Here is a 22,959-nt window from a genome sequence, read left to right as displayed (position 1 = left end):
GCCTCCGTACGGGTTCGGTGTGTCCTTCTGCCGCAAGAACACAGCAATGCTGAAACCAATCATTACCGAAATACGCAGAGGCGCACGCTCGACTTTCGTCCCGACAGAACCCGGAGCCGACCGTTATGCCCGTTCCTTCAACCGAAACCACCGTCCGCGAGCCGACCTGCGTGGACCCGATCCCTTCCGGTACCGCCCCGGTCGACGACCACCTGCGTCAGGAACTACCGAAACTCCCCACCAGGCGCGCGCACAACCAGTCGATGGCGGCAACCCTACGGCTCTGGCACACCCGCAACCGCGACCTGCTCGAGCGTGTCGCCACCGGCCTCCGCCATCTCGACCACCCGGCAGCCTGCAAAAATACCGACCCCATCCGCGGGCGAGCACACGCCATCCACCTGATGGCCGACCACGCCAAACACGACTGCCCCCGGTTCCGGCTCGCGGCACAGTACATCGAGGCCCAACAGTGACCGCCGCACCAAGGGCGTGCGACCCGATCCCAGTACATCCATGTCGAATCGCGGAGGGGCAAGCACTGTGACGGAACCGGACCCTCCGACACGGGCAGTTGCCCTTCTGCACAGCACCCACGACCCCGCCACCTATGAAGCACTGACGCGGCGACACCAGCTGAACATCGTCTACACCATCCGCACGGATGCCGTCGCCGTCCTGGCCGCGCTGATCGCCACCCAGTACGCCCTGGAGCACGCTGCGGACGCGGTCGTGGTCCCCCACCTCGGCGCCCTCGCGTCTCGCACCCCGTGGTGGGCGGTCACCCAAGCCGCCGACCTGATCACCGGAACACAGGAATATCCACTGGGCTCGGCAGTCACCACACAGCACAGGACGGAACAGTGATCACGCTCGGATTCGCCATCGCGATCGGCCTGCCACTCACCGTACTGATCCTGGCGGTGACGCTGCCCGAACGCCGGGACAAGCCGTGAACCCTCCGCACTCCGAGAAGGCAGGTCACTGGTCTTCGGCGGGAAACGCAACCGATCCACAGCCGAACGCACCCACAGGTGCACGAACAGGCGCGCCGAGAACACGTGCGAAGCGCCGGCCGCAGCGGCGACGATATCGCTCGCAGTGCTTACGCCCGCCCCACAGCCCATGGATCGTTCCCCTGAAGCGTTTGTGGCGTGAGCTTCACCGTAGAACAAAGTGGTCACGACCATCGGGAGCTGAAAGTTGCTGGTTACCAGAGCTGCGCTGGAATCAGGACCGTCCAGACCTGCCCCGGCGCGAAGGGAATGGCTGCACCGGCGGGGGTTGTATAGGTTGTGCCGGCCTGCGGGGAGGGCCGGGACCACACGGCCGGGAAGTCGGCAGCGACGATGCCCTGGTCGTGCCGCGAGCCGTCGTCGATCTGCTGGCGTTCGTACTGGCGGAAGCAGCAAGCGGTCGCGGTGTGACCATCGTGCCCTCCGACGCGGAACTGACCACGCAGCAGGCCGCAGACATGCTCAACGTGTCGCGGCCGTACCTGGTGGGCCTCCTGGAAGCAGGAAAGATCCCCTTCCGTCTGGTGGGAACCCATCGGCGCGTCCGATTCGACGACCTGCGCGCCTACCAACGCCGACTCGAGGAATCCGGTCGCGCCGCCGCCGATGAACTCTCCGAACTGGGGCAGGAATTGAATATCTGAGATGGCCTGCGTGGTGCCGCAGTTCCGGACAGCCCCGCCTCGGGCTACGAACCGCTGATCGAAGGATTGCAACTACCGGATCTGGATGATCGGCAAGTTCCGGCCGCCACACTCGAACAGATCTGCATCGGCGAGCGTGAGCGCGTGCCCAGCAGACTGTTGATCGCGTTCCCCCTCGTCGCCGCCCGCATTACACACTTGTCTATCTCCACCACAGTCCGTTTCGGCTCGCAACAGGATCGGTCCCCGCCTACGATCGGACTGCAAACCGGCGGAGGACGAGTCGGAAGCGAGGGGGATATGGTCGAGATCGATCCTGAGAAGCTGCGGTCAGCGGCACAGGCGGTGAGCCTGTTGTCCGACGAGATCGGCGCCGCCCCGGCACTGGGAGCGGACCAGGTCGAGGGGAAGCTGGCAGGATCCGAGGTCGGAAGAAACCTCGGCGCGTCCACCGAGGCGGCTCGACAGGCACGAGACGCACTCCGAGCACGGTTCACGCAGCTCTCGCAGCTGCTCACAGACTCTGTGAACACGTTCGGTGACAGCGACACAGAGCTGGCCGGCAAGCTCGCGGCGATCTCCGGGCTGCTTCCGGATGGCGGCAGCGATGAGAACTAACACTTCACCGACCCCTGCCGAAGTGCTGAGCTGGGACATCTCCGCGCTGGCGGGTATCAGCGAACGAGCAAGCCTGATCGCGGACACGGTATTGAAGGCCGCGGACTCGATGCACACCACGATCCACTACGACATCCCGTGGGAGAGCGAAGCCCGCACCGCCGCCGGCGACAGAGCCGATCGCGAGCACACGGATATGCGCGCGATCGGCACTGCCTTCGACGATCTCGCCACGGCCTGCGCGGGCGCTGCCCGCGATATGGAGTTCCCGCTCGCGGAAATCAAGACGATCTTCCGGCTCTATGTGATATCCCCGGTCGCCGTAGCCGAAGATTGGACCGTCAGCGGAGTAAAGGACTGGAATACCGAAGCCGGTGTACAGCTTTCCCGCTTGTCCGGTCTCGTATCCACCCTGACTACCGCCGACGCGCAGTGGGGCGCGAAGATCGCCGACGCGAACGCTGCGCTCCAGGTGGCCGCGCCCGATGACATTCTCTTCCAGACATCGAACAAAGGGCTGCCGCAGCCCCCTGGCGGATGGAGCAGCGACCCGGCTTATCGGCTCGCCCAAGAGATCGCCTACGGTCACGCCTGGGAAAAGCACCACGACGACTTCAACGGTATGACTCAGGACGATCTTGCCGAGAAGGTCCACCAGATCATGACCGGCCCTCATCAGACGGAACGGCTCGGTAAAGACAAGAACGGCAACCCAGTGATGATGAGCTGGGATGGATACGTCGTCATCGTCGACCCGAGCACCACCGATCACGGAACCGTATACCGCCCCAAGGACCCGCTGGGTGAATTCATACGCCTCACCAACCAGGTCGAGGATCCCTCGCTCGGACCTCCCACACCGCCCGGCGGCCTCGGGGGTACCTACCCTGGCAAACCGGGCACCGGACCGACTCGCTGACACAGCACACACCTCAGGAGAAACACCGATGGGTTTCGATATGGCCTCGCTGACCCCAAGGGAACGCGAATTCCTGGACTCGGCGCTGGCGAGCTACACCGGCGTATCGACCAGCGCGCCGATACCCGTGCGTGCATTCGGATTCGACGACCGAGACCTCTTCGACGCCGAAGTCGGCCGACTCCGCCACGCGGTCGCTCAGGGGGCTACCCTCAATGACCTCGATACCGCACGAGTGCTGTTTCTCAGCGAGCTCGCCTTCGGCAGCGACCTGCTCGGCGCAGGAGTCGAATTCCAGCTCGTCAGCCCGATGCGAGACGACGAAGCGCTCGTGATCCTGCGGCACCTGCAACGCAAGCTCTACACCCGCGACGGCGCCAAAGCCCTGTTCCGACCCGACCTCTATTGAATGTTCGAAGCATCTGCTTCCGGCTCACCAAGATGAATCGGCTGCGTTCGTGGTCGAGCCAGGCTCCCTCGACCACGATGCCGAGTTCGAGTCGAATCGGCACTACCAGATACCCCTCCGGCCATTCCGCGAGGAGTCCGTCCAGATCGTGTAGGTCCGCATTTGATCGCTCCCTGGGCTACGCCCGACCTTCGGTGCAGTCCCCCAGATCGGCCAACCGGTAGCGGAGCTGACCCAATGTTGCTTTGTGTCGCTTGACCTGACTCTCTGGTTCGGTCCGGGGTCTGTGAGAGTCCGAATGCCCAGGACTTGGGCGGGAGGGCTTGACGAGGATCGCTCTCACAGCCGTCCTGTCACAGGCGATAGTCACACTGATCACCGCTACCGCACGCGGACCGAGCGCATTTCGACGCTCCGAATGTGTACTGTTACGTGGAACACCTTGTGCTGCAATGCTTCCCTAGCTACATGACATTTGGGATAGTGAAGTCGGCTCATAGGAAACTCCGAATGCGGCGTCCCGGCCGGGCGCAGGATCTGTCCACGGCGCTTCGCACGGTATCGGAGGTCAACCGCATAATCGCCGCGACCGATACAAAGGTCGGGTTGCTGCTGACCGCGAACGGGTTCGCGCTCACGGGCCTGATCGCCGGCACGCGCACGCATACCACCATGCTCACCTGCGCGTTGAGCATCGCTCTCGGGATATCTCTGCTGGTGTGCATGGTGTACATGGCAGCCACTCTGAGACCGGATCTGCGCAGCGCCGGATCCGGGAACTGGTTCAGTTTCCCGAGCTTTCCCACCGAGATCGACCGGCGGCCGAGTACTGGGGTGCTGGCCGATCACGCATGGCGGGAGGCCGCAATTCTGGCCGATGTGGCTCGTAGGAAATATCGGCGGTTCGCGGTGGCGCTGCGGTGGAGTTCGGTGAGTCTGATCATGTTCGTGATCTGGTTCATCGCCTCGTCACTGTCCGGTATCGGTGCATGAGCCGTCGGCGGCGAACGGCTCGCGTAACACACCGAGATGCGGAGTCAGTCTTCTCCGTCCTCTTCCTCGTCGTCTTCCGGATCGTCGGAATCAGTATCCGCGGTGTCGAGCGTTGCGAGATCGGTAATGATCGCCGACGCGGTCAGCTCGATATCCGGCAACGGGGCAGCGCCGCCTACCGACTTCGTCATGGTAGCGCTTTCGATCAGCGCATCGACCTTTGCCAGCAGCTGATCGCCGTCCCTCTTGTTCAGCATGCCTTTGTCGAGCAACGCGGTGATGATCTCCTGCGCAGTCCGCTTGTTGAGATTGTGCTGGACGATCAGCTGCTGGATCACCTGGCCGACATCATCCCGACGGGACGCCAGCTGGAGCGCGAACATTCCGAGATCGCCCTCCCGCAGCACCCGCAGATAGTGCTCCATCCGGTGCTGTTCGCGCACGACGTAGTTCTGGCCCTTCACCTGGGCTACCTCATGCTCGAACTTCGCCGACTGCAGTGCCAGACCCTGCCCGGCATCGTTTTCCGAGTATTTGAGTTCCATATCGCGCAGGAGGGCCTGATGCTCGGCGCGACGACGTTCCGCGGTCCGCTCGTCCATTGTCCGGTTGCGTAGGTGGCCGAGGGTTTCCGCGTCGGGCCGCAGCTGTACCCGGCAGCCCAGCAGAGTCAGTCCGTGGCCCAATTCGATGGTGCCCACCGCAAAGAAAGAGTTGATTTGCACTTCGGCGTCGATGAATCGGTCGATCTGGAATTGACAGGACAGCGCCCGGAGATGCTGCTCGACGATCGGCCGGTATACGAATTCCGCGGCGCGCACATTGTCTCGGATGGCCGCTATCGGATCGGTGATTCGCCACGACAGATGCGTTTGGACGAGGAAACTGAGCGCGTTCTCGGCGGTGGGCACCTCGACCTCGAACGACGCATGGTGGACCGCGACATTCACCCAGAAGATTCCGGTAGGCCGAGCTCCGAAAATACCGACGGGTTTCCGTTCGATCGGCGCCAGCCCACCATGACGGTCGACCGAAACGGTGAGCCAGTACCCGTCGGACTGCGGCCGGAACCGACGCCAGTTTTCGCCGGACATTGCCGAGTATCGGACTAATGCATCCGGAAGGCCGGCATTCATTCTGATTATCCCTTCAAGTCGAGCTGTTTCGAGTCGAGTCGTTCCGATGTGTCGATGATCGTGAGGATCTCCCGGACCGCCTGCCGCGGCCCCTTGGGCTCGGCGGCCCACTCCCGCAAGTAGTAAGGAAGGATCTCGCTGTCCCGTACGATGTTGCCGAGGTCCGATAGAAAGCGTGCGAGCGGTTCTCGCATCGCCGGGTCCCTTTCGGCGTCGACCACCCACCTTCGGATTTCGGCATAGGTATCGAGCGGGTGACCGGGATTCCGGAGGAGTCGGCCGAACAGCGTGACAATCGCGGCCCGGTCGGCGCCGGTCAGGCACAGCGTCACCGGCCATTCGTGCACACTCTTTTCGGTTGCTACGGTGCGGTACCGGCACAGATCCAGCACGCACCGTAATCCGGTGTCACGCAATCGGGGTTTGGCCGAGCTCCCGGTCCACCGCAGGAGTTCCTCCAGGATTCGATCGGTCAGCCCCTCCGACCAGAACAGCTGAGCCATCGAGAACGACACCGCAACACGGAGAGACAATCGGTTGCTGTTCGCCGCACGGCGTAGCCGTCGCACAGCGGTCTCCGGCATGGCCTGTCCGATCGCGCTGCCCAGGGCTCGGGCGGCGGTAACCCGCAATGCCAAGGGCTGGTCGCGCTGCAACCAAGTAGCGAGCATTCGGGAAACGACCGGAGCCAGGCCGGAATACAGGAAAGGAAAGTGCAATGCGGCCATGGCCGCAGCCCGACCGTATCGGGAACCGCTGCGCGCCCAGGGCTCGATCACTTTGGTGCGCGCATGTTCGAATTCGAACGTCGACAAGAAGCCCGCCGCCATCCCGGCACGGGTACATACCCGGACATCGGAGCTACAGCCCAGTGTGCGCAGCCACTCGCGCACCAGCTCGTGGGCGCTGTGATACTCCCGCCACACCAGGCCGAGGATCTCGGGGGCATGGTTAGCGTCGGTGAATTCAACGATATCAACCGAAATTTCGCCGTAGGCCGTGTCCTCTGTCGACCGGCGCAGTCGCGCTCGCGCGGCGGCGACGAGTTCACTGTTGCGTGAGCCGAATACCGGCCACGCGGGCGTCCGGTCGGGCTCCTCTTCGCTCGCGATCACCCGTGCCAGCATGCGGGCCGCATCGGACACCATATACCGGGGCATCCCGTTGAAGACCGCGAGTGCGATGGTGAAGGCGCGAGTTTCCGTGCTGAGCTGTTCGGCGAACCACTGCCGCAATTCCGTGCCGATCGCCGCGTCGTGACGACGGATGACCTCGGTGATATCGCCATGTCCTGCCGCAATATCGGCCAGCTCTTCGCCAAGCTGTGCGAGAGCGCGCGCAGGCGGCCGTTCCTTCGTATATCGCTCCATTAGTCGGCGTAACTCGGGATGGTCCAACATGTCCGCCGGATCGCGGTTCAGGTGGTACCACGTATGGCTACGGACCACTTCTGCAACGTCCGCCGGAGCGCCCCCGTCGAGGAGGAATTCGCCCAGGTCCGGTGGAAGCTCAGTGGCGGCATCGATGAGGACGACCATCCGGCAGCCCTGCTTACGCAGCGCGACACTCAGCTGCTCGAGATGGAACCGGTACAGCCGGCCGGCCTGATCGGGACCGAACCATTCCATCAGATATCCGGTATCCGGGCTGAAATCGATGTCCAGTGATCGGAGTTCCACATCGGGTTCGAGTGTGTAGACACGTGTCGAGCAGCACTCGTCCAGTGCACGCAGCGCGGCAGTCGTACGGCCCCACCCGTGGGGCGCCCGCAGCAACAGAAGCGACTGCCCGGCGAGGAGACGGCGTATATCCGCGAATCTCGCTGGTTCCACGAACACCCGCTCGATACGTGCGAGACGCTCGGTGGCGACCTCGCCACGTGCCACGGTGCGCCGGCTCGTGGCGTTTCCGTTGTTGTCCCGGCCCACTTGGGTACCGATGGTGGCATCGCCGCCGATGAAGTTGGTGGCGTGGACCGTCACGTGCCGAGCACCGGCCGGAAGGCCGCGCAGTGCGGCGATCGCGTCGGACATACTCGTGGCGGCTACCCGTGTTTCCTCGAGCTGCTCGTCATCTGTGATATCGGACGGCTCCGCCGGTCCGGCCGGTTTTCCCTCGTCGGCCTGCACGGAATGCCGATCGGGATCGCTGACCTTGCCGGGAGAGCCAGGTGACTCACGGGGGGAATCCGCGGCGTCGCCGCTGTCGATCCGATCGGACCGGGGTGTCTCGGAATCGGCGCCGTTCATTATCCGCGGCTGATGTTGTCGCGGCCGACCTGAGTGCCGACAACAGCATTGCCACCTATGAAGTTGGTGGCGTGAATAGTGCTCCGCTCCCAGCCTGGCGGTGCCGTGTCCGAACCGACAGCGCGATACTCGGCGTGCGCCGGCGCCGGAGCCTCGCTGGGCGGCAGCGGCGGTGCGGGATATCCCGGTACACGAACCCAGATCAGGCGGTCACCGCTCTTCGAAGGCACTGTGACGCTGCCGTATTCATCCGGTATCACGGTATCCCGGTACCCGTGCCGGACCAGGCCGCAGAAAACCGAATCGGACACCACCACCACTGCGTCCGCGCGGGGTGCACGCTCGAGCGCGTACTTGACAGGCTGTGCGGAGTTCATCCGAAACGTCGCGGTCACCGCGTCACTCGACCATCCTTTGGCATCCCTGCCGACGTAACCTTCGTGAACCGCGATACGTACCCGCAGCCAGTTCACCGGTCCTACCGCACCGTTGTGTTCGCGTACTCCGGTCAGCATCGCGCCGACGACCCGGTCCAAGACATCCAGCACCGGAATATCGAGTACGAGCATCGCTCCATCTCCGCGGTCCTCCTGAGCCACAGAACTCTCGACTCCTTCAATCGCGCCGTCGATGATGCGGTAAAGCGCCGTGCGCACGGCATCGACCTGCACGTTGGTCAGGGACTCCGAATTCTCGACATCCACGACGAGAATGGACCGATGCGTTGGTTCGGGCATGACTTCTCCTGGTTTGTACGACACCCAGCGGACTGGCAGTTCCTCAGGTCTACCGGCGCGGATCACACATGTCTGCGTCCGAATACACATTCGGACGCAGACCTTCTGCAACTGCGGCGAGCAGGTCGGGCCGCAGCAGTTCCACACAGCGGCGAGCTGTCCTGATCGCGCCGATCACCCGCAGTTTTCTGAATGCCTTGGCGACCGCTTCTCGGGAAGCGTTCGCCGCATCGGCCAATTCGGTCTGGGTCAGCGGCAGAACGATCACCACCCGATCCGTATCGGTACGCCCGTACCGCCGGCCGTATTCGAGCAGTAGCCGAGCCAGCCGTTCGGTGACGGTGTACGCACCGTAGTCCAGGCGGTGTACGTCGGCCTCCCGCAGCCGGGCCACCACAGTACGCAACAGTTCGAACGCCAGGGCACCGTCATCGACCAGCAACGCGCGGAAGGCCGTACCCTGCACGGTGGCGGCGACCACCGGCGAGATCGCGGTGATCGTCGCCGACCGCGCACCCCCGTCGACCGCGCTGAGCTCACCGAGCAGATCCCCGGGACCACGAATACCCAGGACCACCTGCTTTCCGCTGGGTGCGGAAGAGCTCACTTTGACCCAACCCTGTTCGACCACCAGAACGTTGTCGGATGTATCGCCTTCGTGGAGCAGTACCGCTCCCCTCGGCCAACGCTGCCGCGTACCCGCTCTCAGCAGCCGTTGTCTGTCGAAGTGAGGTAGAGCATCGGAATGCAGAGTTGTTCCCCCTTTTGAGCCACCGTTCTCCACGGTGATGACCTCGCGACAGAATAGTCGATCGGCCTCGGTAGGAACGGAGGATGTTGTTGCCGAGGCAGATTCGATATCTCCGCTGCCGACGCGGCCAGCAGCGGCATGGTGATCGCCGGCCCGGCGTTCCAGTCCGGCCAGGGTCTGCCAAGCCGACGCCGAGTCCCGAGTGGTGTCGGCGTACACCAGGCTCTCGCGCTGCACCCGAGCCGCTTCCGCTTAGTCCCCCAGGTCGTCCAACTGGTCGCGGAGCTGGTCCAGAGTGGCCTTGTCTCGTTGACGACCGGCCACCCACCGGGCCAACTCACGGCGCGCCAATTCACGGTCGCCCGCCAGTTTGGCGCGCTCGACCCAGGTCAGCGGGTCCTCGGCGGCTGGATCCGCCGGGAAGCGCGACCGTCGGCCTTGCGACCACTTCGCCAAGCCATCTTCGGATACGTACGAACGACCCTCCCCGTCGAGCAGAAGCTCGAGCAGGGAGTCCCGGTCGGCATGGCCGCTGTCACGCACAAAGGCGATCGTGGTCTGCACCCCTGCAGCGAACAGGTACTCGAGGTCGTAACCACAGAAGGTGTCGAAATTGGCCCGCTTGATCTCCCAGTGCAGCCACACATCCTCCACCTGTCGATGCTCGGCGAGCAGGAAACCGGCCAGCTCGGTCTCCTCGCTCAAACCCTGGAACGGCGCCTCGCAACGGCACCACGCCTCCTGCTCGGCCAACCACCGAATCAGCGGGAGGTCGTCGGGCCTGCGATCGTATTGCGACGCCCACAACACCTTGGCCCGGCGCACCGCATTCCGATCGCAGTCATCACCGTCGGCATCGGTGGCACGCTCATAACGCAACTCCTGCCACACGCCGGACGACCCACGCATCCGCTCCAACTCACACCGCGCAGCCTCCATCACCCGTCAAGGATCCCATGCCGGCGGAGGGTCCCAAAGCAATTCGGATGGCCGCTCCCCGGCTCGGATCAAGCGCGTCTTGCAACAATGTCCGGCCGAACGCCGCTGGGCGGTGCTGTCCGATCCGATCCCGAGCACCGGTCCGGTCGCGGCCACGGACGGCGCCGCGGGTCGGTGATGCCAGCCGATGCTTCGGAAAGGGAGATCAAGTGCAGAATCACGCTGGACCGACGGCAGCCGGGTCGACTTGGTCGAGCTCCTGGCCGCACGGTCACGCCGACCGCCACGGCAGGAGCAGACGAACCGCCTTTCGTCCCGAGGTGATGTGCGGGGGTTGCGACATCAGCGAATCCTTGCCCCGAATACACCACCCGAACGCCACCCACCGGTCGTCGTCATCGGTGATCACATACTCTTCGGCGCCCCCGAGGATGATCGCTTCGACCGCCGCGGCCGCCTGGGACGGCTTGTCCTCGAATTGGATTTCGTAGTCGGCGATGGCGCGGACGCACCAACCCGTTTCGATGCGCACCGAGGCGTCGCCCATATCCACCAGCATGATGTGTGGATCGGCCCCGCGCACTTCGGCTTCCGCTGACGCGGATCCGCCGGAGAGCAGCAGGGTGCCGGGATTCGAAAACGTCTGGATGGCGTAACGCTCGGCAATGGCAAACACCCCCGAGCAGAACATCTCCCATTCCGTCCCACTCACCCCGGCCTCCCAGCCCACTCGCAATCCTGCCCCGCCTCGGCACTACTTACCGCACGGATTCACCACCGTGTCCGAGTACTTCCACGCCGAGAATTGCGAGGGTGCTCCCCCGTACACGGCCCCCCGCGTGGCAGGCCGCGTTGCCCGGCCCGGCGCCGCGTCAGCGGCGGGATATGCCACACGTGGTCATCAAGACCGCCAGCACGCCACCCGCGACCGCCCCGATATTCCACCCCGATACAGCTGACGTTGGTTCATCTCGATGAAGCCGTGTCCGGGGCCCGAGTCCTGACCGGGCACGCGTGAGCACCGCCGGCGACACGGGCTGCGAACCGATCCGCATAGAGGCGCGACAGCACGCCCGGTGGGATTCGCCCAGACGATGAGCGTAGGGCCGACAACCCCGTCACCTGCGGGGTAGAGCAGATCGTGAAGAATGCGTACCACTCACGACGGGCGGCCTGGACGAGGTCGCGAGTGGCTCATGGGCAGGTAGGGCGTTGGGCACGAGACATTGACACCGGTCCTCCACGTCGGCGAGTCAGATCGCGTGCACCTGTCCGTGCAGGAGCCAATTCTGGTAGCGTACTTATAGTTCTGTACGCGTTCGAGGGGGTCGCTCATTTCTGAGGCCGAGAAACCGACACCAGACTTGCAGGTCTTTCCGGAAGATGTCGTTGACGCCGGCCAGTTCGTCCAGCAGACCGCGAATACACTCGTCAACGCACTGCACTCCCTCGACTCGGATATAGAGGGTTTGCTCGGAGTATGGAGGGGCGTCTCGGCCTCCAGCTATCAGGCTGGGTGGCAGGAAGCCAAGCAGGGGGTCATTACGGTGTTGGATGCGTTGGCGGACATCGCAGATCTACTGGGTGTCAACAGTCGAACCTATGTTGAGCAGGATGACGGTAACTCTCAAAGTTACGGGTCGCTGAGTATTTGAGAGCGGTGAAGAGGATATGCCCGAGGGGAGCGCTTTTCAGGTTGATCTTGAAGAGTTGGACAATATCACCGCGCGTGTAGGGAACTTCATCGGCTTCCTTTCCGACAGTCTCACCGCGCTCGATCAGCGGATGACAGCTCTGCATTCAACGTGGGGAGGGGAGGCAGCGACCGCTCAGCGAGATGCCTTTCAACAGTGGGCTGTCGGAGCCACCGATGTCGCCGAGGGTATCGATGCCATGAGGAAAGCGGCCCGGTCCGCACACGACCGATACACCGCGGCAATCGAGACCAACCGCCTGATCCTGGGCCGGTGACTCTCCTCAACAACGCACAGGGAGCCGAAAACTACGCAGTCCAAATCCGCCTGGCACGATCGTCGGATTTTGAAGATGCCCTATAGATGGTGGCGCCGATGACGACCTTGGTAGTCGATCCGACAGTGTATTTACAGGCGGGTGAGTCACTGTACTCCCATGCCACCGAGTATCAGCGGGTATATTCCACCCGAATCGCCGCACTGGGAGAAACCGCCAGTATGGGCGGCAATGTTGGCGAATCCAAAGCTTGGGCGACGTCGTACGATTCGACCGTCGCCACTGCGATGAGCATGACAGAGTTGCTGATCAACGCTATGGGCAACTACGCCAACATCGTTCGGGAGCTCGGCTATAACCATGCTCTGGCCGACTATGTCGAAGGGACCGGCCGACCGGAGCCGACCAAACCCACGCAATACCCACCGGCGGTTATGACGCGTCCGGCACCACCGCCCTCGGCGGGTGGCCCCGGCAGCGGCCTTTTCGACGATGTCGGCTTCGCTGTGTCAGCTCTCGAGGATTTCGGAGTTTCGATGCCCGACGGAGAGCCCGAGGACCTAGCTGTCGCCGCCGACGCCTGGGAGAAATTTGCCTCCGATCCGGAGGTGGCAAACCTGCCCGCCAAATTAGATCAGATCGCGAAGTAATTCGAAACCGAAACGGCGCCCGACGCGGCATTGGTCGATGAGGATATTCGCGAACTGAAGAAATCGGCGGAAGGTCTGCTGACCCTCTATAGAGACCTCGCAAATTCCTGCCGAGGACACCGTGATGCGATCGTGGAGTTCCGGCGACAACTAGGAAATCTACTGGTTGACCTCGGAAAGGATCTCGCTCAAGAGGTCGCAGAAACCGTCGTACTAGGGGTAATAGCCGGCGCGTTGACAGCAGGATTCGGCACCGCAGCCGTCGCAGCCGCCAAAGCCGGCAAACTTGCATTGAAGATGAAGCACTATGTCGATCGTGTGCTCAGCGCAAAACGAGCGGCAAAGTTTGTCGATAAAGTCACCCAGACCGGCGACGACCTGGCGGCCAGACGCGCCGAACTTCAACGCATCGCGGATCTACTCGCACAGCGAACCGCCGATATAGCGAAAGTTGCAAGTGACAGACTGAAGAGTTCCCTCGACTATGCGCTCGACAAAGAGGCGATGGGGCATGTCTTCGTCCCGAAGCACAAATTGGACAATTTGGTGAAGTCATTGGGGGGCGAAGAGACTACCATGACCAAAATTATCGAGAGTGTGCAGGGCGTTCCGGACGGTGTCTACAACGCCTCGAACCCACTGGTGCGCACTATCAACGGCGAAACGGTTCACATCCGCGGGGCTATGATCAACGGAGTATTCAAGGTAGGTACCGCCTACATTCCGTGACATTACCCGAATACCAAGGAGACGCGATGGGTAGTACCCCGATTCGGCCGAGGCCGCTGACCGACCTCGAGGCCGCAGTCGTCACGAAGATGTTGTCGGCGGGTCGACACGGTTCTGCCGAATACCGTGCGCAGATACCATATCTGCAGGTTGTATCGACCTGGGGCGTCGGATCGCCCAGCGTTGATGTAGAGGTACGCCCGGGCCCCGCCCCGGCGGGCGGTGCGACGGACGGGATCGTCGCGAACGGAGCTGTTTCCGACCCCGTGGGAAGGCCGATCGGTGAGATCATCCTCTGGGCCGAAGCCGGACGGCTGAGCGGGATCGAATACGCCTGGTATACCGACGAACGGCCCACGCAGCTACCCGAGCCCGACCGAATCGATCTCTTGTAGTCCGGCACCCACCTGTTGTCGACCCGGCGGTACCCGGTCAGTCATGAAGCCGAAACCCGCTTCTCACCACAGGTACCGGCATCTGGAAAGCCTTGCTCACAATGCGCGATCGACCTGCTACACAGGTGACCAGGACCCGGCACATTCGAAGCACTGACGCGGAACGGACCAGGTCGAGGGAAGCCGCAAGATCCGAGGTCGGGAAAAATTATGCGGTTGACCTCCGATACCGTGCGAAGCACCGTGGACAGACCCTGGCCCCGGACAGGTCGCCGCATCCGGAGTTTCCTATGAGCCGACTCCACTATCCCGCTGCTGCCGCCCAGCGAGCCTTCGGGGCCGACGCACACCGAGGGTCGCGCTGACGGATCGGACACGGCACTGCCAGGGACAAGATATTCGTCGCCGTGAGCTGACCGTTTCCGGCCGCCCAGACCACCCTCAGGGCCTCCGCCGATCAGATCGCCGGAGGCCCATCGGTGGCTGTGCGGTCAAACGCCGAGCAGCAACCCGAGAAGCGCCGGCAGAGGCCCCCGGACACGGCCCCACGCAGGGGTGGTTCCGCGATCGTCCGAACGCCGCTGGGCGGTGCTGTCCGATCCGATCCCGAGTGCGATAAAAGCGAATCCTTGCCCCGAATACACCGCCAGTCGGCGATGGCGCGGACGCACCAGCCCGTTTCGATTCGCACCGAGGCGTCGTCCATATCCACCAGCATTATCGGTCAGTACCGCACGAACACCGAGGAAACCCGTCGGCAGATCAGCAGCGAGACCACGACGTTCCTGGTCGAGTCGGGGATCATCATTGCCGCCGCGGTCGCGGTTTCCTGGCTCACCGTCGGCGGCAGTCTGGCAGCCGGCGCCGGTGGTGTCGTCGTACTCGCCAGTGACACCGCGCTGGCGATCAGCCGCATCTACCGGGCCAGTAGGCTCTGGGCCCTTCTCGGCCTCGCCACCGCCGCCGCAGCCGTCGTCGCCTTCGATAAGGTCCCTGACCTCACGCAGGTCACCACCAGCCTCGCTGCCATAATCGCCGCTCGGGCCTACCTCGACACCGAGGCCGATGGCCCCGTCGGCACAAGCACCAGCGACCGGCCGACCAAGACAGACAAGATAAAAGAACACCTCACGGATCGTGACCTCGACGCTGCGCGTCGGGAACTGAACGGCGAAGTAGTGGCGAGAAAGCCCGACGGGACCCCGTGGGATCATGTCCGAGAAGTACGAGACGCACAAAACGGCCTCGTCAAACGTATCGACCAGATAAAACGCCAGCTCGGAGACTCACGAACCAACCCCGCCGATCGCGCGGAGTTGGAACGGGAGCTATCCGAGGCGAGCCGACTACTCGACTACAGCGAAGAGTTCGTTCCACGTGGATGAACTGGTTGAGGCGCAGATGAGGAGAGGAGCACAGTGACATATCGCGACCCACGGTCACTATCTCAGATCGAAGGCAGAGCCTGGCCCGCCCCGGACAAGGATGCAACCCGACTCATGAAGACTGTGCACGCGTTGAGAGACGTCCCCCTGCCCGATCTCACCGTCGAAGACATTCGCGTCCTCCTGTCGCAAAGGGAGGGCGTCGACGTACTGACTCCAGTGGCGCTGGACATCCTCGGATCCAATCCCCTCGCCGAGAGCGACTTCTATCCAGGCGACCTTTTGACGGCACTCTTGGGTTGTCATTCACGAGAGACCGATTCCGCCGAACTCATTGCTCGCATCGAGCAACTGATCGAACGAGTCTCGGAAAAGGGTGATCTGGAGCAGTACGACGCGCCGCATACCACGATTTGGTCGTCCATCGACGAGTGGCGCACCGCGTAACCAGAATCGAGCCCGGAATCGCCAATTACGAAAAGAAGTGCCGACTGGAATCATGGGGCCACCGGGTCAGCCCGCGGTAGATGCCGGGCCATGGTGCCGAAGTAACGCTCGCGCGACCATGACCGGAAATCTCCGATCACGTAGAGCCGCCGTTTCGCCCGACTCACTGCGACATTGAGCAGATTGGGTTTGCTCGCTGCCCACCGCCGGGCACCGGGCCGGGCCGGGTCACCGCCGAGGACAAGTATCACCACATCGGCTTGTTTTCCCTGCGCGGTGTGGATTGTTCCTGCGGTCAGACCGGGATAAGCCCGGCCGCGTCGGCTGATCTCGCGGGCCACATCCCGGAACAGGCTGATGACCATGACTTCCGACATATCGATGCCGAGACGGCAAGGGAGCGCAGAATCCGATCCAGTTGCCGGCCCTCGTCCGGAATCCAGTGTCCGTGCGCGGTGGTACCGACCAGATCGATCCACTTGGATTCGGGAAGGTTCGGATAGCTGGTATCGAAACGTTTCCGAGCAGCGGTACCGGTGCCGTTGATCATCAGTCCGTCGTAGGCGATCGAGTTGACGATTTCGAACATGGGAGCATCGCAGCGTCGGTGCACGGTCAGCGGGACACCCACCCAAGTCCAGCCCTCGTCGCCCGGCAGTGAAGTCCCCAGCGGGGTGAGCCGGTCGGCGATACGCTGCACCGACGTGCGGCAGGTGCTCCACTGCGGGTCCACCTCGAAGGAAGTGCGGATGGCGTCCTCGGTGCGGAACGGGAGCGTGGTCACAGGCTCCAACTGCGGGGGATCGCCGACGACAACGGCCCGCCGCGTCCGCCACAGCGCACGACCGCGTTCTGCGGGGTGGCCTGCCCGGCCTCGTCGATGAGCAGCCAGCCGAGTGATTCCCGCTCCAGATGACCGAACAGCCGACCGTAGGAGGCGAAGGTGGTGGATACGACCGGAACCACCAGGAACAAGCTTTGCCAGGCTGCTTGCGCCGCTTCGTCCGAGAGATTGCGGGGGGGGCTGCACCACTGACGATATCCACGGCGGCCTGCAGATTGCGGCGCATTTCGGTCGGCACCTGCCGGAGGAACGATCGATGCAGCGCGAGGGCCGCCAGCAGTAGTTCGCTGCGTGCGGTGTTCCATTCAGGATCGGTCCAGAGGGCCGCCGATTCCCGGCGTATCCTGTCCTCCCACCACGTCTCGTCCGGGAAGTACGCACCCAATCCGGCGCCGTCGGCGAGGTCGACGTTCAAAGCCGCGAGTTCGTCTCGCTCCTGCCGGAAGCTTCGCTCGGCACCGGATAGTGCTCGCGCTGCTGCGGCGACTTCCTGTTCGGCGCGCTCCAGAATACGGTTTGCGCTGATCAGCGGCTCGTACGCGATGGACGGTTGAGGTATGCCGGCGGTCGAGGCGCGGGGTGCCGCATCGTATTCGTGCTGGGCGGTGGCGAGTGATTCTCGAGCGAGGCCGAGATCAGCCTGCGCCGAGTCCAATTCGGCCTGCGCCGTTGCCCTGGCCTGCGATGCCTGCTGCACCTGTCCGACCAGCCACGACCGACGCTGGGACCATTCCCGGCCGGCCTCGACCAGGGACCACAGCTGTCGCCACCAGCCCGGCCGCAGCGCACGGTGGCCTTCCAGGAGTTCGTCGCGTCGATCGAGCTCTGCGGTCCAGCGCCGCAGGGACTCCTCGGCCCGGACCCGACGACCACCGGCGATCTGCTCGACCTCGCCGCGGTGATCACGAACCGCCCGTTCCGCGGCCTCACGGCGCTGCCGGGCGGATTGCTCGACAGCGGTCTGTTGTGCGCGGGCGAGTCGTTCTGCTTCTCGAACACATTCCTGCGCGAAACGCCATGCAGTCTCACGTTCTCCGCGAGCCGTCTCCGCTCTCGCGGCGGCCGCCGCAAGCTCTTCCGTGATCTCGTCGATCCGCCGCTTCACCTGCCGACGCCGGACGACCTGCGCATGGACGTCACGCCTCGGCCGGCGGATGGATTCGACCTGGGTTTGGGCAGCTCGGAAGGCAGCCACCCCACTCGGCCGGTCATCGTAGCTGTCCGGGTCTGGGTCGAAATGGCGGGACAGCACCTCGAAGACTTCGTCGAGACGGTAGATTCCGGCATACACGATATGACGCCACGCCTGATTCGGGCGCAGGGAGAGCTGTGACAGCTCATGTGCCGGATCCCATGGCAGCGGTTCATCCGCCGCCACCGGGAAGATCCGCTGCTGCCGATCGACTCGGTCCACCCGCTGCGGACTGAACATCTCCACGGCCTGCCAGAACTCGACGATCGCACCGCACCGCTCGTCCTCCCCACCCACTACCCCACTCCACTCCGTCGACGCGGCCGCCTCTGGGCTACCGATGGTAGTCGCGGGTTGCCGTTGACGCGCGGCCCCTCGCACACCGGTGTAATCGCCTACGGTCGCCGTTGCCGGCATCTCCACCGGGCAATGGACATGGCACCATGTTGTCGGCGCCCGACCGCCGTAGATTCAAAGTTGGCCTGGTATAACGTCTTTGGACACGTATCCTGGTTCAGCCGGGAGGCAGGCGCGCAAATCTTCACCGGATCAGCACAGCAGGGGGCACCATGACCGATGACCATGAGGACATCCGCATCCGGGTGATCGCGGGCGACACCTTCAGGGCCGAACGGTTGACCCGGGACCTCCGCCGCACGTTGTCGACGGTCGAAGATCTCGAGGTCGACTTCGCCGGAACCGATCGTGCCGATCAGGCAGACGGGGAAAAAGGAGCCGGAGTAGCCGATCTCGCGCTGTCGGCAACCGTCGCGGTACCGGTCGCCACCGCCGTCACCCGTGTACTCGTCACCGCCATCCGCGAGTGGTGCGCACGGGAGCGCAACCGGAAAGTGGAGATCGCCAGAGACGAAGGCGGGAGTATCGTCATCACCGGCGGGATCGACGAACGGACCGAGCGAATCGTCCGTCTGCTCGCAGGAGAGCGGCACGATCCCGCGACCGAATCCGATCGTGAAATACCGTGAACCGGCCGGTACGGCGACGCGCGCTGCTGCTCGGTGTCGAGAACTACGCCGACACCCGATTCGCACCTCTCCCTTCGATCCGCGCCGACCTTTCCCTACTGGGACAGGTGCTGCTCCACCGACATATCGGCGCATTCACCGAAGTACGTCCGGTCATGGACTGCACCGCCGAGCGGATGTGCACCGAGATCGTCGAATTCCTCGGCACCTGCGACGAGGACGAGCTGGCGCTGGTGTACATCTCGGGCCACGGCACCCGTTTGGTGCAGGTGAACAGCGAGTTCCACTTCGTCACCACCGATACCGACTTCGACAATGTCGCGGCCACCGCCGTGGGTGCGCAGTTCGTGAACGATGCGCTCGAATCGTGCCCGGCACCGCAGAAGGTCCTGATGATCGACTGCTGCCAGAGTGGCGGGTTCGCGGTCGGGCTTCGAGCGGCGGACCGGGACGACAGCGCGACCGCAAAGGGCGTCACAACGCCCGCCCCCTCCCCGGTCCTGCGCAGCAACGGGGTGTTCGTTCTGTCGTCGTCTCGCGCTACCGAGGCGTCGTTCGCCGGATCGCCGGAGTCGACCGTTATCACCCCCTCACTTTTCACCGGGGCCGTCGTGGAGACGCTGCGCAGCGGCGATGCGGCCCGACCGGAGACCGGCGAGGTCACCGTCGACGATCTGTTCGAGTACGTGAACCAGCGGCTGCGAGTCGATGCCAAGCAGGTTCCGGTCAAATCCGCTGTGCAGGTGGACGACCGGATCGTGATCGCCTCCCGGCCCCAGGGTCCGGCCACGCTGACCCCCGTTCCGCGAGACGCAGACACCGGCACTGTCCCCGAGGGGGTCCCGGCCAAGGACTCCCGGCCGTCGTGGCCTCAGCTGCTCGACTATTACCGGCGTTGTCTGACCACTGGTCGAAGCGAGTTCTCCGTGCTGTCGGTTGCCGAGCACGGCGAATCGTACGTCTGCGTGCGCGGCAGCGAATCCTTCCTGTCGGGAACCGTCGAAGAGGACCACCGGGTTCCGGTACCGGACGAAGCGCGGGAGTTCGTCGAGGATGTGGTTGCCGCCGACGATGAACTGTGGGCGGGTTATCCGGCCGTCGTCCTGCAATCGAGCCAGAACTCCAGGAACGGCGCCCGGCACCGGTTCGCACCGCTGCTCCTCCGGAAGGTCGAAGTGGTACACACCGCGGGCGGGACCCGGTTGGAACCGACCGGGCGGATCATCGCTCATCCCGAGCTGATCGAAATTTTCCTGGGCAAGGATACGGCCGCCGATTTCAATGCCGCCTACCGTCCCACCTGGCATGCTCGCCAACCTGCCGCCATGGCCAACGACATCGGAAAGCTGCTCGAATTCGACCTCGGCCTCGCCTGCGTCGAGCCACTGCGCCCGGGCCAACTCGCCGAGTGCATCGATGTCGACACCCCGAACGCGGGAGCCCGCAACGCGGCGGTGCTCTGCCGAGTTCCCAATGGCCCGAGCCCGGTGACGAAACTGCTCGAAGACCTCGACAGTCTCGTCGAACAGGCCCACCGGATACGCGACACCGCGCTCTCGGCTCTGGACCCGGAAACGCCGCACTGCTCCGCAGCGCAAGACACGCCGTTCCAGCTGGTGACTCCTCTGCAATGCAACGAAGCCCAGGAAACTGTCATCCGGTCGGCTATGCGGAACCGACTGACCGTCGCCACCGGACCGCCCGGAACCGGCAAGAGCCAGCTCGTCACCAATCTGGTCGCTACCGCTGTAGCCAACAACTCGACGGTCCTCGTCGCCTCGACCAACAACCGGGCCGTGGACGAGGTGTGGAAGCGGTGCGAGAGTGTCGCCCCGGGAAGTCTTGTGCGCACCGGCAGCCTCGAGTACCGGAGCGGCACCTCCGAAGCACTTCGCGGGTTGCTGACCTTAAGCCCCACTGAGGGAAATCCGGCCACCGCGATGGCGGCGTTGCGGCAGGCCCAGCACGCGCACAGTGCACAGCGGGACCTGCTGGCCACCACCGGAGAACTCGAGCAGCGCCTGCTGATCGCGGGACGCACCCGCGACGATTCGGCCGAGAAGCTCGGTGTTTCCATCGTCGACCTGCTGTCACGCCTCGAGCAGAAGCCGCTCGAGATTGCCCTACGCGCAGCGGAGGGTGCGGTGCGCGCCCGGTTCTTCGCCCGGTATCGCCGAGCCCGGCTGCTACGACGCTGGGAGATCCCCGTCGAGGACGACGATGCGCTCGCCGGCCGCTGCGCCACCCTTGCCCAACTCCTGGCGGCCGAGAAGGATTGGCGTACAGCGCGGGCCCGGCTCGAGGCGCTACCCGACGACAACGAACTCTCCAGGCGCCTACACACTGCGGAATCCGAGCTTCGGCACACGTCCGCGGTTGCGCTGGGGACCAGTACGCGCACAGCCGCCCTACAAGGCAGGAGCCGGATCACCGATCTCATCGAGGCCACCGAGGACGGGCGCGCGTGGCGGGCCGTACGGGCCGCGCTCCCGAATGTCCGCGGCTGGGCCGTCAGCACCCTGTCGGCGCGCTACTTTCCACCCGCGCCGGCGCTTTTCGACCTCGTGATCATCGACGAGGCCAGCCAGTGTGCCATCCCGGCAATACTGCCCCTTCTATTCCGTGCTCGCCGTGCCGTGATCATCGGCGATCCGATGCAGTTGCCCCATATCGCCGATATCGGACCCGAACAGGAAATCCACGCCGCACAGGAGGCCGGTTTCGGGTTTGGGTGGTTGGAGGCCGGCCGAATGTCCTACCGGAGGCATTCCGCCTTTCGAGCCTGCGAGCGGGCCGCGGGCGGCCGCCTCCTGCTGGACGAGCACTTCCGATGCCATCCGACAATCGCAGGACTCGTCAACGGTCTCTTCTATGACGGACAGCTGGCCGTGCTGACCGATACGCGTGGCCGCCCCACGATCGCCAACCGTGACGCCATCCACTGGACCCACATCGAAGGCAACGCCGAGCAACCGCGATCGGGCGAATCCTGGTTCAATCGCGCCGAAGCCGCAAAAGTCGTCGAGGCCGTCAAGTTCTTGCTACCGCCCGGTGGGGCGACAGCCGATCAGCCCAGCATCGGTGTCGTGACCCCGTTCAAGGCACAGGTGGATATGATCCGCTCCCAACTCGGTAAGGGCTTCGAGCATGTACGGATCGGGACCGTACACACGTTCCAGGGCGGCGAGTGTGACTTCGTACTCTACTCGCTGGTCGCCGCTCCGAATATGCCGCGAGGTTCGATCAAATGGGTCGAACGCCAACTCAATCTGTGGAATGTGGCGATCACACGTGCTCGATCCCACCTGATCGTGGTGGGTAACCGCGGGTTGTGGTCGGAACGGCGGATCGGTGCGGCACTTCTGAACGCGGCCGTGGGCGTGCAGGAAGATTCCGGAACCGGCTCGGCACCCGACGAATTACAGGACCGGCTCTTCGCCTTCCTTGCCGGTGCAGGCGGCCGGGTTACCTTGCAGCGCGAGGTCCGCGGGCATCTCACCGATGCGGTCGTGGAGGACTCCGCCGGAGTCGAGACAGCTGTCATCCTGGATCGCGGGGTGCGTGAAGGTGTGGATCCGGCACGACATCTCCGACTGATGCTCCGCCATAGGGACATCCGAGCGGACCCCGAACAGCCCATGAGCGCATTGCGGATCCCGGCGTGGATGCTCTACCGCTCGGGCCGATGACAGCGCAGCCGACGCCGACTGTGAGGACCGAGCCGGGCAAGACCACTCACACCGGCAGGCACCCGCCGGGGCAGAGCACTCATCGTAGTGATCAGAGGCCTGTAACTATTCATCGCGCGGGAACGACCATCAGGTTGCCTCTTCGTGGCGTATGTGCGGCCCATATCGACGCGAGAACGGTGAATGTTCGGCCGGTTCGTCCGCTCGATCGCCTCGGCGTCGATCCCCGGTCACCCGGCAGACTTCCGGGCTAACATCCG

General features: G+C 64.1%; 25 protein-coding genes. 16 read left to right on the top strand and 9 right to left on the bottom strand.

Annotated features, from left to right (window positions below; genetic code table 11):
* Positions 1–125 precede the first annotated feature (125 nt).
* From NS4_RS00440 to NS4_RS00410, 7 genes are all read left to right on the top strand, one after another.
* Positions 126–476 (top strand): hypothetical protein, encoded by a 351-nt coding sequence (locus NS4_RS00440; RefSeq protein ID WP_157105808.1) that lies wholly within the window; start codon positions 126–128, stop codon positions 474–476.
* 67 nt (positions 477–543) lie between these two features.
* Positions 544–867: a hypothetical protein gene (locus NS4_RS00435; protein ID WP_063057452.1), complete on the top strand. Its 324-nt coding sequence runs from the start codon at positions 544–546 to the stop codon at positions 865–867.
* Positions 868–1,360: 493 nt separating this feature from the next.
* The gene (locus NS4_RS00430) at positions 1,361–1,660 is read left to right on the top strand and encodes an excisionase family DNA-binding protein (protein WP_245664918.1); all 300 of its coding nucleotides are present in this window, start codon (positions 1,361–1,363) and stop codon (positions 1,658–1,660) included.
* Positions 1,661–1,960: 300 nt separating this feature from the next.
* Positions 1,961–2,278 (top strand): hypothetical protein, encoded by a 318-nt coding sequence (locus NS4_RS31915; protein WP_157105807.1) that lies wholly within the window; start codon positions 1,961–1,963, stop codon positions 2,276–2,278.
* On the top strand, positions 2,268–3,197 hold the full coding sequence (locus tag NS4_RS00420; RefSeq protein ID WP_157105806.1) for a hypothetical protein: 930 nt from the start codon (positions 2,268–2,270) through the stop codon (positions 3,195–3,197). The genes NS4_RS31915 and NS4_RS00420 overlap by 11 nt, the downstream gene beginning before the upstream one ends.
* Positions 3,198–3,225: 28 nt before the next feature.
* Complete coding sequence (locus tag NS4_RS00415; protein ID WP_063057449.1) at positions 3,226–3,606, top strand: hypothetical protein; 381 nt, start codon at positions 3,226–3,228, stop codon at positions 3,604–3,606.
* Between the two features lie 510 nt (positions 3,607–4,116).
* Positions 4,117–4,599, top strand: coding sequence for a Pycsar system effector family protein (locus NS4_RS00410; protein ID WP_063057448.1), 483 nt, complete (start codon positions 4,117–4,119; stop codon positions 4,597–4,599).
* A gap of 44 nt (positions 4,600–4,643) precedes the next feature.
* Here the strand turns inward: NS4_RS00410 and NS4_RS00405 are convergent, their stop codons facing one another.
* The 6 genes from NS4_RS00405 to NS4_RS00380 form a co-directional block, all read right to left on the bottom strand.
* Positions 4,644–5,693 carry a hypothetical protein gene (locus NS4_RS00405; RefSeq protein WP_063057447.1) on the bottom strand — a complete coding sequence of 350 codons (1,050 nt, stop codon included), beginning with the start codon at positions 5,691–5,693 and terminating at the stop codon, positions 4,644–4,646.
* Between the two features lie 47 nt (positions 5,694–5,740).
* On the bottom strand, positions 5,741–7,984 hold the full coding sequence (locus NS4_RS00400; RefSeq protein WP_063057446.1) for a hypothetical protein: 2,244 nt from the start codon (positions 7,982–7,984) through the stop codon (positions 5,741–5,743).
* Positions 7,984–8,787: a hypothetical protein gene (locus NS4_RS00395; RefSeq protein ID WP_157105805.1), complete on the bottom strand. Its 804-nt coding sequence runs from the start codon at positions 8,785–8,787 to the stop codon at positions 7,984–7,986. The genes NS4_RS00400 and NS4_RS00395 overlap by 1 nt, the downstream gene beginning before the upstream one ends.
* A complete protein-coding gene (locus NS4_RS31910; RefSeq protein WP_174552048.1) occupies positions 8,771–9,505 on the bottom strand; it encodes a Crp/Fnr family transcriptional regulator in 735 nt (244 codons plus the stop codon). The genes NS4_RS00395 and NS4_RS31910 overlap by 17 nt, the downstream gene beginning before the upstream one ends.
* 219 nt (positions 9,506–9,724) lie before the next feature.
* Entirely contained in the window at positions 9,725–10,414 is a 690-nt protein-coding gene (locus NS4_RS31905; protein WP_174552047.1) for a hypothetical protein, read from the bottom strand.
* A gap of 268 nt (positions 10,415–10,682) precedes the next feature.
* On the bottom strand, positions 10,683–11,141 hold the full coding sequence (locus NS4_RS00380; protein WP_063057442.1) for a hypothetical protein: 459 nt from the start codon (positions 11,139–11,141) through the stop codon (positions 10,683–10,685).
* A gap of 634 nt (positions 11,142–11,775) precedes the next feature.
* Here NS4_RS00380 and NS4_RS33750 point away from each other — a divergent pair.
* The 6 genes from NS4_RS33750 to NS4_RS31105 all read left to right on the top strand — a co-directional run bounded on the left by NS4_RS33750 (position 11,776) and on the right by NS4_RS31105 (position 15,988).
* On the top strand, positions 11,776–12,066 hold the full coding sequence (locus tag NS4_RS33750; RefSeq protein ID WP_063057441.1) for a WXG100 family type VII secretion target: 291 nt from the start codon (positions 11,776–11,778) through the stop codon (positions 12,064–12,066).
* Between the two features lie 16 nt (positions 12,067–12,082).
* On the top strand, positions 12,083–12,382 hold the full coding sequence (locus NS4_RS00370) for a WXG100 family type VII secretion target (protein WP_063057440.1): 300 nt from the start codon (positions 12,083–12,085) through the stop codon (positions 12,380–12,382).
* 98 nt (positions 12,383–12,480) lie between these two features.
* Positions 12,481–13,032: a hypothetical protein gene (locus NS4_RS00365; RefSeq protein WP_157105804.1), complete on the top strand. Its 552-nt coding sequence runs from the start codon at positions 12,481–12,483 to the stop codon at positions 13,030–13,032.
* 30 nt (positions 13,033–13,062) lie between these two features.
* Positions 13,063–13,761, top strand: a complete 699-nt coding sequence (locus NS4_RS31900) for a hypothetical protein (protein ID WP_157105803.1) — start codon at positions 13,063–13,065, stop codon at positions 13,759–13,761.
* Between the two features lie 1,051 nt (positions 13,762–14,812).
* Complete coding sequence (locus tag NS4_RS00350; RefSeq protein WP_063057436.1) at positions 14,813–15,541, top strand: polymorphic toxin type 28 domain-containing protein; 729 nt, start codon at positions 14,813–14,815, stop codon at positions 15,539–15,541.
* A gap of 33 nt (positions 15,542–15,574) precedes the next feature.
* A complete protein-coding gene (locus NS4_RS31105; protein WP_084486367.1) occupies positions 15,575–15,988 on the top strand; it encodes a contact-dependent growth inhibition system immunity protein in 414 nt (137 codons plus the stop codon).
* Positions 15,989–16,038: 50 nt separating this feature from the next.
* On the opposite strand, the gene NS4_RS33745 is transcribed toward NS4_RS31105, so the two are convergent.
* Genes NS4_RS33745 through NS4_RS32530 form a run of 3 tightly spaced genes read right to left on the bottom strand, consistent with a single transcriptional unit; the run spans position 16,039 to position 16,954 of the window.
* A complete protein-coding gene (locus NS4_RS33745) occupies positions 16,039–16,353 on the bottom strand; it encodes an ATP-binding domain-containing protein (RefSeq protein ID WP_169811707.1) in 315 nt (104 codons plus the stop codon).
* Positions 16,284–16,772 (bottom strand): hypothetical protein, encoded by a 489-nt coding sequence (locus tag NS4_RS32535; protein WP_063057434.1) that lies wholly within the window; start codon positions 16,770–16,772, stop codon positions 16,284–16,286. The genes NS4_RS33745 and NS4_RS32535 overlap by 70 nt, the downstream gene beginning before the upstream one ends.
* A complete protein-coding gene (locus NS4_RS32530) occupies positions 16,769–16,954 on the bottom strand; it encodes a hypothetical protein (protein WP_169811706.1) in 186 nt (61 codons plus the stop codon). The genes NS4_RS32535 and NS4_RS32530 overlap by 4 nt, the downstream gene beginning before the upstream one ends.
* A gap of 668 nt (positions 16,955–17,622) precedes the next feature.
* Here NS4_RS32530 and NS4_RS32525 point away from each other — a divergent pair.
* The 3 genes from NS4_RS32525 (at position 17,623) to NS4_RS00320 (ending at position 22,699) form a co-directional block, all read left to right on the top strand.
* Positions 17,623–18,165 carry a hypothetical protein gene (locus tag NS4_RS32525; protein ID WP_063057432.1) on the top strand — a complete coding sequence of 181 codons (543 nt, stop codon included), beginning with the start codon at positions 17,623–17,625 and terminating at the stop codon, positions 18,163–18,165.
* A gap of 428 nt (positions 18,166–18,593) precedes the next feature.
* Positions 18,594–19,010 (top strand): effector-associated constant component EACC1, encoded by a 417-nt coding sequence (locus NS4_RS00325; protein ID WP_063057431.1) that lies wholly within the window; start codon positions 18,594–18,596, stop codon positions 19,008–19,010.
* On the top strand, positions 19,007–22,699 hold the full coding sequence (locus tag NS4_RS00320; protein WP_063057430.1) for a caspase, EACC1-associated type: 3,693 nt from the start codon (positions 19,007–19,009) through the stop codon (positions 22,697–22,699). The genes NS4_RS00325 and NS4_RS00320 overlap by 4 nt, the downstream gene beginning before the upstream one ends.
* Positions 22,700–22,959 lie beyond the last annotated feature (260 nt).

This window comes from Nocardia sienata NBRC 100364, from assembly GCF_001613205.1.
Taxonomy (GTDB): Bacteria; Actinomycetota; Actinomycetes; order Mycobacteriales; family Mycobacteriaceae; genus Nocardia; species Nocardia sienata.
Note: the sequence above shows the minus strand (reverse complement) of the source record. Positions and strands in the feature narration are given on the sequence as shown.

What these genes read in the sequence shown, in the direction of transcription:
- NS4_RS00440 (WP_157105808.1), top strand. Translation starts at nt 126, where the DNA reads ATGCCCGTTCCTTCAACCGAAACCACCGTCCGCGAGCCGACCTGCGTG.
- NS4_RS31915 (WP_157105807.1), top strand. Translation starts at nt 1,961, where the DNA reads ATGGTCGAGATCGATCCTGAGAAGCTGCGGTCAGCGGCACAGGCGGTG.
- NS4_RS00420 (WP_157105806.1), top strand. Translation starts at nt 2,268, where the DNA reads ATGAGAACTAACACTTCACCGACCCCTGCCGAAGTGCTGAGCTGGGAC.
- NS4_RS00415 (WP_063057449.1), top strand. Translation starts at nt 3,226, where the DNA reads ATGGGTTTCGATATGGCCTCGCTGACCCCAAGGGAACGCGAATTCCTG.
- NS4_RS00410 (WP_063057448.1), top strand. Translation starts at nt 4,117, where the DNA reads ATGCGGCGTCCCGGCCGGGCGCAGGATCTGTCCACGGCGCTTCGCACG.
- NS4_RS00405 (WP_063057447.1), bottom strand. Translation starts at nt 5,693, where the DNA reads ATGTCCGGCGAAAACTGGCGTCGGTTCCGGCCGCAGTCCGACGGGTAC.
- NS4_RS00400 (WP_063057446.1), bottom strand. Translation starts at nt 7,984, where the DNA reads ATGAACGGCGCCGATTCCGAGACACCCCGGTCCGATCGGATCGACAGC.
- NS4_RS00370 (WP_063057440.1), top strand. Translation starts at nt 12,083, where the DNA reads ATGCCCGAGGGGAGCGCTTTTCAGGTTGATCTTGAAGAGTTGGACAAT.
- NS4_RS00365 (WP_157105804.1), top strand. Translation starts at nt 12,481, where the DNA reads ATGACGACCTTGGTAGTCGATCCGACAGTGTATTTACAGGCGGGTGAG.
- NS4_RS00350 (WP_063057436.1), top strand. Translation starts at nt 14,813, where the DNA reads ATGGCGCGGACGCACCAGCCCGTTTCGATTCGCACCGAGGCGTCGTCC.
- NS4_RS33745 (WP_169811707.1), bottom strand. Translation starts at nt 16,353, where the DNA reads ATGGTCATCAGCCTGTTCCGGGATGTGGCCCGCGAGATCAGCCGACGC.
- NS4_RS00325 (WP_063057431.1), top strand. Translation starts at nt 18,594, where the DNA reads ATGACCGATGACCATGAGGACATCCGCATCCGGGTGATCGCGGGCGAC.